The organism is Allolucifera butyrica (genome assembly GCF_900476375.1).
In the GTDB taxonomy this organism is placed as follows: Bacteria; Bacillota; Negativicutes; order Sporomusales; family UPPP01; genus Lucifera; species Lucifera butyrica.
Genome location: NZ_UPPP01000058.1, coordinates 1 through 15,440 on the forward strand (window position 1 = coordinate 1; position 15,440 = coordinate 15,440).

Below are 15,440 nucleotides of genomic sequence, written 5' to 3' on the forward strand. Positions count from 1 at the left end.
AAGGCAACATTGAGCCTAGCGCGATTATATGGGAAAAATGCTATTCCAGCGATCTGCCTCGCGCATTAAAAACGGCACAAAAAATATACAGTGGCCAAGTTGTTGAAACAAAAGCATTAAGGGAGCTTGTTATATGTCCGCCTACGGATAGAAACATTAAACTGCCGGTTCCATTGTGGCTAATTTTAGGAAGAATGGCCTGGATGCTATCACATAAATCACAAATTGAAAGCAAGCTATTGTTTGAAAAAAGAGTAAAGTACATTCTGGAAGAATTAATTCTAAAAGAAGATAGGAATGTTCTTTTAGTAAGCCATGGATTCATAATGATGTTTCTACGTAAAGAGCTTATAAAGCGGGGTTTTATCGGCCCTGGTTTTGGAAGAGCGAAAAACGAAAGATTTACGTGTATGAAAAATGATGGGTAGCCGGGTGCGAGTTACGATTCGTTACCTTTGGTTCGGATTCATATGAGTTATTGTATAAAGTAAAACTACGCAACAAAGCTACCCCTTTGTATTAAGGGGACCGAATTTCGCAAATAGGGACGCTATAAAAGCGGGAAATGTCGATAACCCCGTTTTCCTGACAAACCAGGAAAATTGTTAGGGGGACGGGGTGAATGACAACTGTGTGTCGACAACCCCAATCCCCCTGAAAGGTTAAAGGAGGACCTGATGTTTACTGATAAAAGAAGTAAAAAGGTCATATTTGTAGCACACTGTATCTTAAATCAAATGCTAAGATTGATGCGTGTGCTTATTATCCTGGAATCATACGTGAAGTAATGAAGGTTTTTCTTGAATCAGATGTTGGACTGGTACAATTACCATGTCCTGAATTTTTATATCTCGGTCTTGATAGAGAAGCAATTCATGGAGAAAATACAACTATCGAGTCAGAAGATACTAGGGTAGCTCTTCGGATGAACGAAGAGATTGCTCAAGAGTTATGTCATCAAATAGTAAGCAATATTATTTATCAGATTGATGAGTATCGAAAGCATGGGTTTCAAATAGTAGGGCTTGTGGGGATAAATTGCTCACCGACTTGTGGGGTAGAAACAACCTGGTCAAATGATAGAGAACATTTGGGGCAGGGAGTATTTATAAAAATGATTAACGATGAGCTTGTAAAAAGGCAGATTTCTATGAAAATGGTAGGTATAAAGGCCAAAGATTCAAAGCAAGCCGTTATTGCTATAAAGGAAATACTATATAGTTAATTGCAGTGCAATCATTTAGGAAGGCAATTTATATGACCGGGAAACGCGGGGACAGACACTTTTCGCTTGAGTTAAAAATGACCTTTCAGAAATTGGTAGAGGGATATATTCGGATTCTTCAAAGTTGATAAAAGAAGAGGCAAGGGGACGTTTTTTGCTTCTTTCCAGTTACTTTATTTCTCCGACAAGGCGTCCGGATGCATCCAAAATACGCATGAGTAATAAACTTCTGCCCGAATATGTAGAATTTGGCAGGAGTTTTGTTTTTTATGGGAAATAAAGGTTGTTATAGGCGTTTTAGATAAACGGAAATGGTCATAGTTTTTTTGGAAAATAGGTATAGTTTTAAAGGCGTAAAGGGGTGTCACCAACCTCGTCCCCCCGACATTAATGTAGTGTACCGTCCCACAGAGTGAATGTTAGCACCACGCTGACGGTAATTTAAATCTAAAGCGACTGGTGCCGCCTCGTTTCATTTCTTGTTGGTGCCTTTCGCAGAAAGGAATGGTCTTTATTATGGAGCATGAATTAAGAGAATTAATCCAAAAATGTGACCTCGCAATACAACAAGAAGATTTTGATACGCTTATGAATTATTATACAGATGATGCAATTTTGGTTGTAAGACCTGGGATGATTGCACGAGGTAAAGAAGAAATCAAAAAAGCATTTATTGCCATTGCGAAATATTTCAATAATAGCCTTGTCCCGGCACAAGGGGAAATGGTTATTTTGGAAACCGGAGATACTGCGTTGGTTATTTCACAAGCCTTCCTTAAAGCCGATATAAAAGATTCAAAATATTCCATGGAAAGAAGATCAACCTATGTATTTAAAAAAGATTCGCACAATGCCTGGCTTTGTGCTATTGATAACTCATATGGTACAGATTTGCTAAACAAATAGTAAGTGAGCGTCATAACTGAATAAGGGGCGGGGTTAATGACAACTGTGTGTCGACAACCCCGTCCCCCTGACACGTTCTATGTCAGTTCAGAACTTAACGCACCCGAAACAGGGTACGCGATAAAGACGTTAAGCCTTGACCTAGAACCAAAAACCTCAATGGGTGGTTTTCGGGTTCTTCCCGATTATTCAGTGGCCGATTTTCCTGCCGACTTTGGTATGCTGATTTTAATTGGAGGCTACGCATGGATGAAACAACTGAACAACGCTGTGTTGCCTGTGGTGGATTATGCAATTAAAAAAGGTATTCCAGTAGGTGCAATCTGCAATGCCGCCAACTTCATGGCAGAAAACGGCTACTTGGATCAAATCAGACATTCGGGCAATACTCCTGAATTCATGCAAGAACAGCTCCTCATTATAGAGGCAATCAGCACTTTGTAGAGGAACAAGCTGTCTGCGATTCCAATGTGGTCACTGCCAATGGCACGGCTACATTGGAGTTTGCTAAAGAAATCTTATTGTTGCTGAAAGCGAAGCCGGAAGCTGCTGTTTTAAAATGGTATAATACAAATAAGTCCGGCTTTTATCGGTCATAAAAAATAGAGCCGTTTCCTCATAGCGACGGGGAAACGGCTTTTCTCCTATAAAAAATTACCTAGCGTACGAAATCCGCGTTTTGCTGGTGAGACCCCCTTTAGAGAAGCTGACTTCTACAGAAAAAATGGAAATTGTTTTCCCATTCCCATTTTCCTCCGGAAAAGAGTTATTGGATGGTAGGCCGGGATTCTTATCCTAATAATATAATAGCATTATTATCCGGCGGTTGATAATGCCATTTGGCAAAGCTGGTAAAATCAATTCTTCAGTGATAGACACTTCAAAGAGGTAATTTATGGGAAGGGGAGAAATAATCAGTAGATTACAATACAAAGTAAATGGTAAGGGGAATGTTTATGAATTTTTTTTCGCTATTAAGAAAATATCTATGTCTATTTGTATTAGCGATCATTATGATTCTTGGACAGAAACTATCTTATGCCATGTCTCCCGGGGAAGCTGTACCAAATGTTAATGATTCGGCTATGGTAAGACCTGGAGAAATTGCGAAAGATCTAAATTTGCCCAATTTAGATGGTGAAATTGTTCATATTGATTTTAAGGGAAAGCCCACTATACTCGTGTCTTTGGGACTTGAAAGCAATGTTGAAAAGATGATTGAATGGCAGAGTTTTTACAATAGCCATAAAAATGACATTAACTTTTATCTTTTAGCGCATCAAGGCAAAGAACGTATGCAAAAGATCATAAAACAACAGAATTTTGATATGCCAATTCTTCTTGATGATAAGATAAGCTTTGTTCGTAAATATAACAATGCAGTTCCAGCACTTTTTATTACAGATAAAGATGGAGTTGTGGTCTATAATAGCGAAATGGCTATTGAAATGGATTCTTTAAATGCATTCCTTGATAAACTTCTAAAGGAAGGAAAGCACGATTTACCATCACTAAGGTTTGCCCCATTGAAACGACCGGTTCCGCCACCTCCGCCTCCATTCATGAATAATGGTACAGTTATCAAGCAAGAAATCTTTGGTACAATGGACGGACAGGATTTTTTAGTGAAATATAATAGTAAGCCTACGGTTTTGCTGTTCTGGGCGGATTTTAATTTAGACCAAACTTTAGGCAAAGAACTCAATATATTACAAAAAGCATATGAAGATATGAATGATAAGGCCAATTTTTATACAGTAAACTTTAGTAATCACAAAATGGCCAGAAAAATACTTGACCGACATCAAAGTACAGTCCCTGCTCTAATAGACAAAAATGGGGTCTATCTCCAATACAGCAGGGCGTTTCCCTCAATTATCATCATAGATAAAAACGGCGTAATTCGCTATCGCCCTGATGCAATCTCAACTGCGGAAGCTTTGGAAAAATTAATAGAAAGCTGTGATGTACCCTATGTTCCGCTACCAGTGCCACAGACGGCGGAAGAATGGGTTAAACGAGGGGACGAATTATATAAGGATAAGAACTATTTCTATACCGAAGCAATCGACGCATATAGTCAAGCAATAAGGCTTAATCCCAACTATTATGTGGCATATTTAAAACGAGCTCGGTTATACGACGAAAAATATAATGATCAGAAAGCTCTTGAAGACTTAGATAAAATGATTGAACTGAAACCCGATGTGATCGACTCTTATTACTTGCGGGCCAGTGTACTTATCAAGCTAAGAAGGTTTGATTTGGCCATTAATGATTATGATAAAATATTAGACATTAAGCCGGATGAGTTACAAGCAAGCCTTGATCGGGCGGGAGTCTATAAGATGCAAGGTAAATATGATTTAGCAATAAATGAATATTCGAAGCTTATTGAAAGCGCACCTAAAGGGAAGGCGATTGCAATCTATATGAACCGGGGGGATTGTTATCTGTTCTCAAACAAAAATGATTTAGCAATTTCGGATTATAGCCAGGTTTTGGAACTCAACCCTTTATTCCAGTATGCATTGGCTAACCGTGGATTGGCTTTCTTGCAGCAAAAAGATTATGACCGTGCGATTGCCGACTTTACAAAGGCAATTGAACTAAACCCGGTTGAAAAGTATTATGAAGATCGGTCAATAGCTTACTTAAGGCAACAAAAAGTTGATTTAGCAATAGAAGACCTCACAAAAATTATTAATATGAACCCTAATTATAGATATACTTATTTTTACAGAGGGCTCTTGTTCGTGAAGGAGCAGCAATATACTAAAGCTGTAGCTGATTTTATTGCGGAAAAAGAGCAGTATCCGCGTAATGGATACCTTCTGTTTGCTCTTGCACAGGCTCTTGAACTAAGCGGAGAAAGGGAACAGTCTTTGGAAAATTATAAAGAGGCGGTAGAATTTTTACCGCCAAAGGCTACGAATAAATTAATTAAGGCGCAAAAAAGAGTCGATGGGGATTGGGAAAGTTATAAGGAGTGGATTGATTAATAAAAATGATTCGGCATAATAAAAACTTTCTAGCTGAATTCCAAACCATAGATTGCAAGTTCGAACTTCGCCGCCTGCTCCAATACAACCAAACCTTTCAGGCAATTGAAACATTTCACTGCCTATACTTATAGTATGGTACGGCGGATTGATGAATGGATTTATCAGTAAGCCTGCCATAGTAGGGAAAGGAATGGACGCTATGCCATTTGTAAGAAAAATTGTTAATAGTGACGTCTTAGCTGGAATTATTGATATTCCTGAAGCTTTAAAAAATAGAAAAGTCGAAGTACTTGTTTTTTCCTTGGATGACAATAATACAACTGTGAGCCAAATTGAAAAAACAAAAAAAGCAAAAGGTTCTTTAGCTAAATACAAAAATACTGCTCTTATCGAGAAAGAATCCGCGGTTTGGGCAGAGGCGGTGACTGAAAAAAATGGTCATAGTTCTTCGGAAAAGGTATAGTTTTAAAAGCGTAAAGAGGTGTCACTAACCCCGTTCCTGACACGCCATGAAATAATGGGAATTTATTGAGGAGATATCTAATGATTATATATTCAGCACGTCACGCTGAAACGGATACGAATAAAACACCAGTGATTTGCGGAAATAATGACAGCTTTTCTCTTAATGCCAAAGGTATTAATCAATCATATCGACTTGCTGAAAGTATGATTGGAAAAGGGGTTGATTTGATTGTTTGTTCCTCAATGAAAAGAGCTATCCAAACCGCGAAGTACGTTGCTGATAGGCTTGGTGTTGAGATCGTCATTGACGAACGTCTGCGGGAGCGCAATCACGGGATTTTCGAGGGGAAAAGTCAGAAAGATACTGAATTTCTTATAGCCAAAAGTCAATTTGCTATGCGTATGGAAGGTGGAGAATCCATTTTTGATGTTGTTCACAGAATATATTCAGCAATTGACGATATACGCGAAAAATATGCTGGCAAAACTGTAATTATAATCAGTCATGGAGGGACAATCGGAAGAGTAATTGAATCTTACTTTCATGACCTCTCTAATAACGAATTTCATGATATTTTTATTAAAAATTGCGAATTGCGTCGATATGAAATTAAATAACAACTTAATATTTCATTGACAATTTTAATTTATTTATTTGAGGTATTTTGATGAATAAAGTAGCAGCCGTTAAACTAGATAATTATGATTAGGAACTGCTAGGGGGACGTGGTTAATAACAACTATGTGTCGACAACCTCGTCCCCGTGACACGCTGTTTGGAGGTTTTGAATTGATAAATGTAACTTACTATTCTTTCCGTAAAGAAGATTGCCAAGAAGTCTTAAATTTATGGCTAAATATCCCTGGAATTCATCTGCATAGTAATGGAGAAGACTCTATTGAAGGAATTGCTGCATATTTAGAAAGAAACCAAGGCTGTAGTTTTGTTGCAAAATACGATGGGAAAATTATTGGCGCTGTAATGTGCGGGCATGATGGACGAAGAGGATTTATTCATCATTTAGCAGTTGATAACAAGTTTAGAAGAATGGAAATTGGAAAAACCCTAGTGCAAATATCACTTGAGCAATTGCGAAAAGTAAGTATAAAAAAATGCGCATTATTTGTTTTAAAAGAAAATACAGAGGCTGAGAACTTCTATAAATCTTTGCAGTGGCAAGAAGAAGATATAGTAAAGATTTACGCAAAAATATTATAGATGGTTAGAAGATAAGAGCGATGGCCGGTAGAGAAGCAGTCATGGTTTTTCGGAATAGGTATAGTTTTAAAAGCGTAAGGGGGTGTCACAAACTCTGTCTCTGACCCCCCCCTGGTACCCATGTTGGCAAGGCCCATGAAGGAGAAGTATACGTGAAAACACTAATTATTAATGGTTCTCCCAGAAAAGATGGACATGCAATGACTTTAGTTAATGAAATAATAAAATATCTTAATGGAAAAGTGCGGATTATTCACACTTACTATGATGATATAAGTCCCTGTCTGGATTGTAGATATTGCTGGAATAACACCGGATGCTGTATAGATGATGGTATGCAAGAGGTGTATAAGCTTTTAAATGAAGTTGATAATATAATATTAGTATCGCCTATATATTTTTCTGAACTTACAGGTCAGCTGCTGAACTTTGCTAGCAGATTGCAGCTATTTTATGTTGCAAGACAAATACGAAAAAACAATGAATATAATCTCAAATTGAAAAATGGTATACTTGTTATTTCGGCTGGCGGTGATTCAAGGAATTTAGAAGAACGTGCAATCGAAAGCGCAAAGATTATTTTGAGGCATATGAATACGCATTTAATTGGGATTGCCAGCACTCTTCATACAAATGATATATCTGCTGAAGAGGATATCGAGGCTTTGAGTAAAGCTCGTGAACTTGCATTAAAATTAAACCAATTACATAAACCGTTATAATATTAATCCTTAGCGGATGTTTGTGCGTTTTGCTGGCGAAGCCCAAGGGAAGAAGCGATGAAACGTGTTTCCTGTTTGTTATAATGTTCTTAGAGAAGAATGAATAAAACTTCTGCCCTAATATGTAGAATTTGGCAGGAGTTTTGTTTTTTATGGGAAATAAAGGTTGTTAGGCGTTTTAGATAAACGGAAATGGTCATAGTTTTTCGGAAAATAGGTATAGTTTTAAAAGCGTAAAGGGGTGTCACCAACCTCGTCCCCCCGACATTAATGTAGTGTACCGTCCCACAGAGTGAATGTTAGCATATGCTGACGGTAATTTAAATCTAAAGCGACTGGTGCCGCCTCGTTTCATTTCTTGTTGGTGCCTTTCGCAGAAAGGAATGGTCTTTATTATGGAGCATGAATTAAGAGAATTAATCCAAAAATGTGACCTCGCAATACAACAAGAAGATTTTGATACGCTTATGAATTATTATACAGATGATGCAATTTTGGTTGTAAGACCTGGGATGATTGCACGAGGTAAAGAAGAAATCAAAAAAGCATTTATTGCCATTGCGAAATATTTCAATAATAGCCTTGTCCCGGCACAAGGGGAAATGGTTATTTTGGAAACCGGAGATACTGCGTTGGTTATTTCACAAGCCTTCCTTAAAGCCGATATAAAAGATTCAAAATATTCCATGGAAAGAAGATCAACCTATGTGTTTAAAAAAGATTCGCACAATGCCTGGCTTTGTGCTATTGATAACTCATATGGTACAGATTTGCTAAACAAATAGTAAGTGAGCGTCATAATTGAGTGGGGCGGGGTTAATGACAACTGTGTGTCGACAACCCCGTCCCCTTGGCACGTCCAAAAGAAAAGCAGCGAGCAGGACTCCTTAAAAGGAGCCAGGACATAAAGCCAGAGGGAGGTGATTCGTTAACAGTCACCTTCGATACCTAATGACTACCAGAGGGGTCAATTTTCGAACGCGAAAAAGGGTCATTTTTCAGGCGCTATTGACACGCAGAAAGGAATGGTCTTTATTATGGAGCATGAATTAAGAGAATTAATCCAAAAATGTGACCTCGCAATACAACAAGAAGATTTTGATACGCTTATGAATTATTATACAGATGATGCAATTTTGGTTGTAAGACCTGGGATGATTGCACGAGGTAAAGAAGAAATCAAAAAAGCATTTATTGCCATTGCGAAATATTTCAATAATAGTCTTGTCCCGGCACAAGGGGAAATGGTTATTTTGGAAACCGGAGATACCGCGTTGGTTATTTCACAAGCCTTCCTTAAAGCCGATATAAAAGATTCAAAATATTCCATGGAAAGAAGATCAACCTATGTATTTAAAAAAGATTCGCACAATGCCTGGCTTTGTGCTATTGATAACTCATATGGTACAGATTTGCTAAACAAATAGTAAGTGAGCGTCATAACTGAGTAAGGAGCGGGTTTAATGACAACTGTGTGTCGACAACCCCGTCCCCTTGACACGTTCGTCCCCTTGACACGTTCTTAATGAAAAGAAAATGTTTTACGATGTCATAATGGAACGCCGGAAAAGGTAAGGCCGCTATTTTTACCCAAATAAAAAGCCATCAATCGAAACACACTCTGTTCCCGTCTATCGGCGGGTATTTTTATACGTGAATCTTACCACCTGACTTAACCATAAGAAAGTCGTTTTGGCTCCCTAAAAAAATATATATTTTTCAATACTATACTATTTTAAAACATAGCCTTAAATTAATATTAATAAATCCACCGTTTACCTATAAGTTTACGGTGGACATTTTTTATATAATGATTCCTTATTACTGCCTCTCACAATTATCCGCAGACCTAAACCAAACAGAGGATAATAGTCTAATTCCTGATATAATTTCTTCCTCTGATAAACTGCTAAATCCTATTAGGACCATGTTGTTTGAATAGCTTTGTAAGTTAAGCCAATATTCGGATACAGAGTATACTTTTACATTAACTTTTTTCGCTGATTCTATTAATTCTTTTTCTGTCATTCCATTGTTAACTTTCAATAATATGTGTAAGCCGGCATTCTTTCCATATATTATTACGCGATCTTTCATTAATTCATTAATGCTACTGATAAGTGTGTCATGTTTCTTTTTACTTGAAAGACAGATTTTATTAAGATGTCTGTTCCAGTGTCCTTGTTGTATAAATTTGTACATGGCTCTCTGTTCCAGCCAAGATACAGAGCAATTATATTTTGAGAAATTGGACTGATAGTTTTCTAATAAGACTTCTGGTAAAACGAGAAATCCCATTCTCAAACTGGGTGCAAATGTTTTTGAAAAACTATTTAAATAGATCACGCGACCTTTTTTATCAAGTGAGTGAATAGATGGTATTGGTCTGCAATTATAACGTAATTCACTATCGTAATCATCCTCGATAATATAAGCATTATTTTTTTCTGCCCACTCTATAAGATTAAGCCTTTTATTAATAGGCATTACAATACCGGTTGGAAACTGATGTGAGGGAGTGGTGTATAAAACTTTTGCCTGTGAAAGCTCAAGCTGATCTAAGTTTACTCCGTCTTCTTGCAGTGAGATAGGAGCAACATGGTAGCCATGGTTTGAAAAAATTTCTCTGACACTATCATAGCAGGGGTCTTCTACTGCAGCTAGATTTATGTGAGGCATCAGCAACTGGCAAATTAAACCTAAGCATGACATAGCGCCAGAACCAATGATTATTTGTTCCGGCTTGCATACTACGCCTCTTGATTCGTTTAGATATTTTAGAATTTGAATCCTAAGATCCCAGTCGCCGTTTCTATCATTATATGCGGTTAGGCAGGCAGTTTCATCAGATAATAATACTTGATTCAGCAATCTGCGCCATATACGAAGCGGAAAGTTTGCGATATCCAACCGGCCATATTGAAAATTATACTTTGGCAATTTAGAAATGCCTTGTTCATGAATTTGCTCAGAAGAAGTGGGTTCTTTAAAGTCATGTCGATTAATATGTGAGCGATTATCGGTTCCCGTTCCTATACTCTGTACTTTATAGCCACTACCGATCTTATTTTTAACATACCCTTCTGAACAAAGCTGTTGATATGCACTTTCAACAGTATTTCTGCCAACGAGCATTGTTTTTGCAAGTATTCTTGTAGATGGAAGCATGGTACCTTCTTCCATTTCCCCAGATACTATTTTATCTTTTAATTGACTGTAGATCTGCGTGTATAATGGTGTTTTTGAATTTTTATCTAGTAGCAGCATATATTTTCCCTCTTGACTGTATCCATCGATTTTTAAATAATTGTCCCTTGAAATGGAGTCAATTATATTATATGCTAAATCTCGAAATATATATAGTTTTAATTATACTGGCAGAGCTTCTAACGACTGGCTTTAAATGGTGGAACTGTAAAATACGAATATATAATTTAAACTCTACATGAAACCTATGAATATCCTTAAAAGGTTCAGGCAATCCAATGTTTTTGCCCAATTCACCCAATAGGTGAAACTACATCAGCCCGTAACGGCTGAATATTAGACGGAGGTATTCTACATGAATAAAGAAACTATAATTAGCAAAATGAAGTCAGCGTTTGAAAAAACTATTCCATCCGAAATAGATCATGCACTTAATGTCTTAGAAAATGCTGAAATTATAATGAATGGAGAAGGAATCATAGGAAGAGAAAGCTATCTTATATCAGTAATTGCTATACTTCATGATATAGGAATGATTAATGCGAAAGTGAAATATGGTTCGACTTCTGGCCCTTATCAAGAAAAAGAAGGACCTGCTGCTGCAAAAGAGATACTGGTAGGTGAATGCTTAAGTGATGATGAAATGGAAAGAATCTGTTATATAATAGGCAATCATCATACGCCTAGCAAAATCGATGGGGTTGATTTTCAAATAATCTGGGAAGCCGATTTATTAGAAGCACTTAAAAAATTTGATAAAGAAGCTAGTCAAGAAAAACTAAAAAATACTATTGAGAAAAACTATAAAACTAAATCTGGGATTGACTTAGCTAAAAAAATATTGATTATGAATTAGCGTTATCAGACATATTTTGAGTGTGCTTAATCTAATAGTGAAAATATAAAGAGCCTTTAGGTTGAAGGTGAGAAATAATATTTTAAACGATGTCCATTGGTCTAATTTGCATAGTGGCAAATTTAATGATTATGAGAAAAGAGAGGAAGATTAATGTTTAGAGAAATGAGAAGAGGTAAGCAATTATTATCAATAGAAGACACTGTAGCTGTAGTAGATAGATGCACAAATGGTATCTTGGCGTGCTTAGGTGATGAAGATTATCCTTATGCAGTTCCAGTTAGTTATGTTTATTTCAATGAAAAGATTTATTTTCATTCAGCAAAAGTTGGACATAAAATCGACGCTATTAGCAAGAACCCAAAAGTATCTTTTTCGATAATAGATGAAGATACGATAGTAAGTGAAAAATATACTACTAATTTTCGTAGCGTTATTATTTTTGGGAAAGCAAGAATTGTAGAAGGTGATGAAAGGTCAAAAGCTTTTAAGGTTTTAGTTGAAAAATATTCAGGAGATCAACCAGAGAAAACCAGAAATGAAAAAATAGCCGGATGTATGCAAAGTTATATTATTGCAATTGACGTAGAACACATAACAGGCAAGGAAGCTATAGAGTATGCTAATGCTAAAAGAGGCTAACTAATTGATGTTGATTCCTGTACTGTGGGAGAACGGAGATGGACTTTCTGGCGAGGCGCCCTAAAATTATCCTGCATCTGATTGAACAAAAAGGAAAGCATGGATGCCATCATGGACATAAAGTTGGCGATAAATTTGATTATGATACGGAACGCGGGCAACTATGCCCAATGGCGGCCCATGTTGCTTTTCCATATGTTGAAATTTTACGTTATGGAGGCGAAGTCCCTCTAAGTCAGGATTATGAGCAAATGGTTTTTTGTTGTCCGGATGTGGATGTCATTAATGTATTTCAAATTGAAGTTATTCTTCTGGTGTAAGATAGCCGTTTGATTCGTGGGGAACTGTCAGAGGGATGGGGGTAATACAACTGCTTGTCGACAACCCCGTCCCCGTAGACAATATAATAAAAGCAAAGGGTAGTTAGCTCTTAACCTTTGCTGTGGAGAAAATGCGCCGCAGGTAATTCCGAATTTAAACGAAGATCAGAGTATAGATAATTCCAGTAAATTATCTATTTTTCTTTTCTATTCCAAATTGCGCTAATTAGAATTTTTGAAAAGTATGGAAGCTTAAAAAATAAGCCTCACTTGAATATCCAAGGAAGAACGCTTAATGGAAATGCATTTGAAACAAATGCGTATAGTCCGACTGGGAAATATATCGGCAAAGATATACGTGAATATAGCGAAGATGGAAGGAATTTCACGTTAACAAGATGATGCTGTCGGTAATAAGCCAATTCACTATGTAATTAAATCAAAAGAATGTAATAAGTTTGACTCAAACGAACGTCTAACTGAAACAGACCGCTATGAAGGAACATCTTTGCTTTTAACTGATGTTACTATTTATAGCGGTTATGATAAATATGGTAACTGGACTAAGCGGATTAAAATAAAGGGATATTCTTTATATCCTATACAAGAAAAATAGAGTACTTTGAGCAGTGAAAAATTGTTAGGGGAGGGGTTAATGACAACTGCGTGTCGATAACCCCGGCCCCCTGACACTTTAAAGTCCGGGCACTTTTTTGTGTAGATGACCAAAATTGGCCGGATTTGATTAGAAAAGGTTAGCTAGAAAACTATGTGCGAACTTTTAAAAGGATTTATCACACGGTCTGACGGGGTTAGTGACACCCTGTATGTCGATAACCCCGTCCCTTGACACCCTTCCGTCCTTGGTACGATCTCGATGGTGGAGTTATGCTTAAGACCCTCATAGAGCATGTTCATGGCTCACAGGTGAAAGGCCACCAGATCGGAGGCGTAGGTTTTAGCCGCGTCGCCATGCTGTACGTAATTTTAATTATCACTGGAAAGTCTGGTTAGGATCTTTGGAGGGGGGTACTATATTACTATCAATGGCAATCTGGAGCGGCTGCTGAAAGGGGTAGGCTATGAGCACAGATGATTCAACAGACATCGGCGTGACAAGCCACAGGCAATTTCAACCTCCGGTTGGTGAGGGCCATCGGGAAATATGGCTTGCGGGGGGCTGCTTCTGGGGACTTGAGGCATACCTGGATAAGCTTAACGGGGTTATCCATACGAATGTGGGTTATGCCAACGGAAATACAGAAAATCCAAGCTACTATCAGGTTTGTCACCACAACACTGGTCACGCCGAGACGATCTACGTTCAATATGATCCCATGCGCATTGACTTGGCCAACCTCTTGACCTACTTTTTTAAAGTGGTTGACCCGACGTCAGTGAACAGGCAAGGCAATGACTGTGGTTTCCAGTATCGCAGCGGCATCTACTACAAGGACCCTGCAGATAAGGCAATAATCGATCAGGTGATCGCCCAAGAGCAGAAAAAACATTCCGCGGTTATTGCCACAGAAGTGTTGCCGCTTCGCAACTATTACGTGGCTGAAGAATATCACCAAAAATATCTCGAGAAAAATCCGAGCGGATATTGCCATATTGACCTGTCTAGCTTGGACAAGGACCCAATGGCTAAAGGAAACGAGTCCGTAAAGCATATTCACCGAACCGATGAACCCGAAAAAATCGTTCCCGGAGCCTATAGCAAGCCGAGCCAAGAAGAATTAGAAAAGAAATTAACGAGTACGCAGTATAAAGTTACCCAATGCGAAGGGACGGAACCCCCCTTTGCTAACGAATATTGGAACAACCACGAAGAAGGCCTATATGTCGATGTTGTGACAGGTGAGCCGCTATTCAGCTCTCGGGACAAATACGATTCAGGAACCGGCTGGCCGAGTTTCACCAAACCAGTTACTTCAGACGCGATTACCACAAAGACGGACAGAAGCCTATTTAGGGAACGGGTCGAAGTCCGCAGTCATCACGGCGACAGCCATCTTGGGCATGTCTTCAATGATGGCCCGAAAGACCGGGGCGGGCTGCGGTATTGCATGAACAGCGCCGCACTTAGGTTCATACCTGTCAGTAAAATGGCAGAAGAAGGTTACGGGGAGTTCAAGCCTTTAGTCAAAAATGGCGGCTAATGTAGCTTGAAGTTGTGAGGGGCGAAGCGGGTCTCTTCTTCATTTTCACCGAAAGGGGGCAAACAAGAGAACTAAATCACTTTTCTAGCTGTGGAAAAATCCACCAGTATCAAATGATATAAGTAAGATATGCTAAGCATCAATAATAGGAGGAGCTTCAATGTTTATTAACGAGAGGTATAAAGCAAATGGACTTGTTATTAGTCCTTTTGCACCTCATGCGCAAGATTCCGTAAAAGTATTATATAATGGATTATTGCTGCAAAATGGTGCCAACGAAGTATGGGTACATGTCGGATTTGGAGAAAAGTGGGACAAGGCTCATGACTACAAAATGGAAAAAACAGACAATGGGTTTGAAGTAAATTTTATGGTGCAATACTCAGACACTCTAAACATTGCTTTTAGAGACTCTGCATCCAACTGGGATAACAATTCTGGTGATAACTATAGTTTTGGTATTGCTCATTAATTATTTCATATCGGAGATTAAATCGTTGTAGGCGCTAGCTGTAAAGGGAAGTGCCTTTTAACTTTTCGACAGTTCCATACTCTTAGTCAGTTTCAGGTGGATAACGAAAAAGCTTATCGCAATTCAGTTCGGATATTGCGAATAATCGATAAATAACCGGCTAATTGGGCCGGTGTTTTCTTCTCAGCCATTTTCATCACTCCATGCAGTGAGTATGGGGGAACATATCCATTGATCCC

Annotated in this window: 17 protein-coding genes; 16 read left to right on the plus strand and 1 reads right to left on the minus strand. The window is 38.2% G+C overall.

Annotation, left to right across the window (positions count from 1 at the left end; genetic code table 11):
* From LUCIF_RS04385 to LUCIF_RS04435, 11 genes are all read left to right on the plus strand, one after another.
* Positions 1-428: histidine phosphatase family protein (locus LUCIF_RS04385; protein ID WP_122626665.1), on the plus strand; the 428-nt coding region annotated here is incomplete at its 5' end.
* A gap of 293 nt (positions 429-721) precedes the next feature.
* Positions 722-1,225: a CD3072 family TudS-related putative desulfidase gene (locus LUCIF_RS04390; protein ID WP_370744767.1), complete on the plus strand. Its 504-nt coding sequence runs from the start codon at positions 722-724 to the stop codon at positions 1,223-1,225.
* A gap of 516 nt (positions 1,226-1,741) precedes the next feature.
* Positions 1,742-2,131 carry a YybH family protein gene (locus LUCIF_RS04395; protein ID WP_122626667.1) on the plus strand — a complete coding sequence of 130 codons (390 nt, stop codon included), beginning with the start codon at positions 1,742-1,744 and terminating at the stop codon, positions 2,129-2,131.
* 36 nt (positions 2,132-2,167) lie between these two features.
* A complete protein-coding gene (locus tag LUCIF_RS04400) occupies positions 2,168-2,575 on the plus strand; it encodes a DJ-1/PfpI family protein (RefSeq protein ID WP_207856967.1) in 408 nt (135 codons plus the stop codon).
* Between the two features lie 512 nt (positions 2,576-3,087).
* Positions 3,088-5,133: a tetratricopeptide repeat protein gene (locus tag LUCIF_RS04405; protein WP_165865883.1), complete on the plus strand. Its 2,046-nt coding sequence runs from the start codon at positions 3,088-3,090 to the stop codon at positions 5,131-5,133.
* Positions 5,134-5,284: 151 nt separating this feature from the next.
* A complete protein-coding gene (locus LUCIF_RS04410) occupies positions 5,285-5,599 on the plus strand; it encodes a hypothetical protein (RefSeq protein ID WP_207856969.1) in 315 nt (104 codons plus the stop codon).
* Between the two features lie 80 nt (positions 5,600-5,679).
* Positions 5,680-6,219, plus strand: coding sequence for a histidine phosphatase family protein (locus LUCIF_RS04415; RefSeq protein ID WP_122626669.1), 540 nt, complete (start codon positions 5,680-5,682; stop codon positions 6,217-6,219).
* 172 nt (positions 6,220-6,391) lie between these two features.
* Positions 6,392-6,820 (plus strand): GNAT family N-acetyltransferase, encoded by a 429-nt coding sequence (locus LUCIF_RS04420; RefSeq protein WP_165865884.1) that lies wholly within the window; start codon positions 6,392-6,394, stop codon positions 6,818-6,820.
* Positions 6,821-6,972: 152 nt separating this feature from the next.
* A complete protein-coding gene (locus LUCIF_RS04425) occupies positions 6,973-7,542 on the plus strand; it encodes a flavodoxin family protein (RefSeq protein ID WP_122626671.1) in 570 nt (189 codons plus the stop codon).
* Positions 7,543-7,937: 395 nt separating this feature from the next.
* Entirely contained in the window at positions 7,938-8,327 is a 390-nt protein-coding gene (locus LUCIF_RS04430; RefSeq protein WP_122626667.1) for a YybH family protein, read from the plus strand.
* Positions 8,328-8,579: 252 nt separating this feature from the next.
* A complete protein-coding gene (locus tag LUCIF_RS04435) occupies positions 8,580-8,969 on the plus strand; it encodes a YybH family protein (protein ID WP_122626667.1) in 390 nt (129 codons plus the stop codon).
* Positions 8,970-9,363: 394 nt separating this feature from the next.
* Here the strand turns inward: LUCIF_RS04435 and pdxR are convergent, their stop codons facing one another.
* The gene (gene pdxR, locus LUCIF_RS04440) at positions 9,364-10,809 is read right to left on the minus strand and encodes a MocR-like pyridoxine biosynthesis transcription factor PdxR (RefSeq protein ID WP_122626672.1); all 1,446 of its coding nucleotides are present in this window, start codon (positions 10,807-10,809) and stop codon (positions 9,364-9,366) included.
* A gap of 295 nt (positions 10,810-11,104) precedes the next feature.
* Here pdxR and LUCIF_RS04445 point away from each other — a divergent pair, with 295 nt between their 5' ends.
* The 5 genes from LUCIF_RS04445 (at position 11,105) to LUCIF_RS04465 (ending at position 15,201) form a co-directional block, all read left to right on the plus strand.
* A complete protein-coding gene (locus LUCIF_RS04445; protein ID WP_122626673.1) occupies positions 11,105-11,605 on the plus strand; it encodes an HD domain-containing protein in 501 nt (166 codons plus the stop codon).
* A 153-nt stretch (positions 11,606-11,758) separates the two neighbouring features.
* A complete protein-coding gene (locus LUCIF_RS04450; RefSeq protein WP_122626674.1) occupies positions 11,759-12,247 on the plus strand; it encodes a pyridoxamine 5'-phosphate oxidase family protein in 489 nt (162 codons plus the stop codon).
* 38 nt (positions 12,248-12,285) lie between these two features.
* On the plus strand, positions 12,286-12,567 hold the full coding sequence (locus LUCIF_RS04455; RefSeq protein WP_122626675.1) for a TIGR04076 family protein: 282 nt from the start codon (positions 12,286-12,288) through the stop codon (positions 12,565-12,567).
* A 1,082-nt stretch (positions 12,568-13,649) separates the two neighbouring features.
* Positions 13,650-14,729 (plus strand): peptide-methionine (R)-S-oxide reductase MsrB, encoded by a 1,080-nt coding sequence (msrB, locus tag LUCIF_RS04460; protein ID WP_122626676.1) that lies wholly within the window; start codon positions 13,650-13,652, stop codon positions 14,727-14,729.
* Between the two features lie 160 nt (positions 14,730-14,889).
* Positions 14,890-15,201: a carbohydrate-binding protein gene (locus LUCIF_RS04465; protein ID WP_122626677.1), complete on the plus strand. Its 312-nt coding sequence runs from the start codon at positions 14,890-14,892 to the stop codon at positions 15,199-15,201.
* Positions 15,202-15,440: the final 239 nt, after the last annotated feature.

Coding starts and splice junctions, on each gene's coding strand:
- msrB (WP_122626676.1), top strand. CDS start 13,650: ATGAGCACAGATGATTCAACAGACATCGGCGTGACAAGCCACAGGCAA.
- LUCIF_RS04435 (WP_122626667.1), top strand. CDS start 8,580: ATGGAGCATGAATTAAGAGAATTAATCCAAAAATGTGACCTCGCAATA.
- LUCIF_RS04410 (WP_207856969.1), top strand. CDS start 5,285: ATGAATGGATTTATCAGTAAGCCTGCCATAGTAGGGAAAGGAATGGAC.
- LUCIF_RS04445 (WP_122626673.1), top strand. CDS start 11,105: ATGAATAAAGAAACTATAATTAGCAAAATGAAGTCAGCGTTTGAAAAA.
- LUCIF_RS04450 (WP_122626674.1), top strand. CDS start 11,759: ATGTTTAGAGAAATGAGAAGAGGTAAGCAATTATTATCAATAGAAGAC.
- LUCIF_RS04400 (WP_207856967.1), top strand. CDS start 2,168: ATGACAACTGTGTGTCGACAACCCCGTCCCCCTGACACGTTCTATGTC.
- LUCIF_RS04415 (WP_122626669.1), top strand. CDS start 5,680: ATGATTATATATTCAGCACGTCACGCTGAAACGGATACGAATAAAACA.
- LUCIF_RS04430 (WP_122626667.1), top strand. CDS start 7,938: ATGGAGCATGAATTAAGAGAATTAATCCAAAAATGTGACCTCGCAATA.
- LUCIF_RS04405 (WP_165865883.1), top strand. CDS start 3,088: ATGAATTTTTTTTCGCTATTAAGAAAATATCTATGTCTATTTGTATTA.
- LUCIF_RS04455 (WP_122626675.1), top strand. CDS start 12,286: ATGGACTTTCTGGCGAGGCGCCCTAAAATTATCCTGCATCTGATTGAA.
- LUCIF_RS04395 (WP_122626667.1), top strand. CDS start 1,742: ATGGAGCATGAATTAAGAGAATTAATCCAAAAATGTGACCTCGCAATA.
- pdxR (WP_122626672.1), bottom strand. CDS start 10,809: ATGCTGCTACTAGATAAAAATTCAAAAACACCATTATACACGCAGATC.
- LUCIF_RS04465 (WP_122626677.1), top strand. CDS start 14,890: ATGTTTATTAACGAGAGGTATAAAGCAAATGGACTTGTTATTAGTCCT.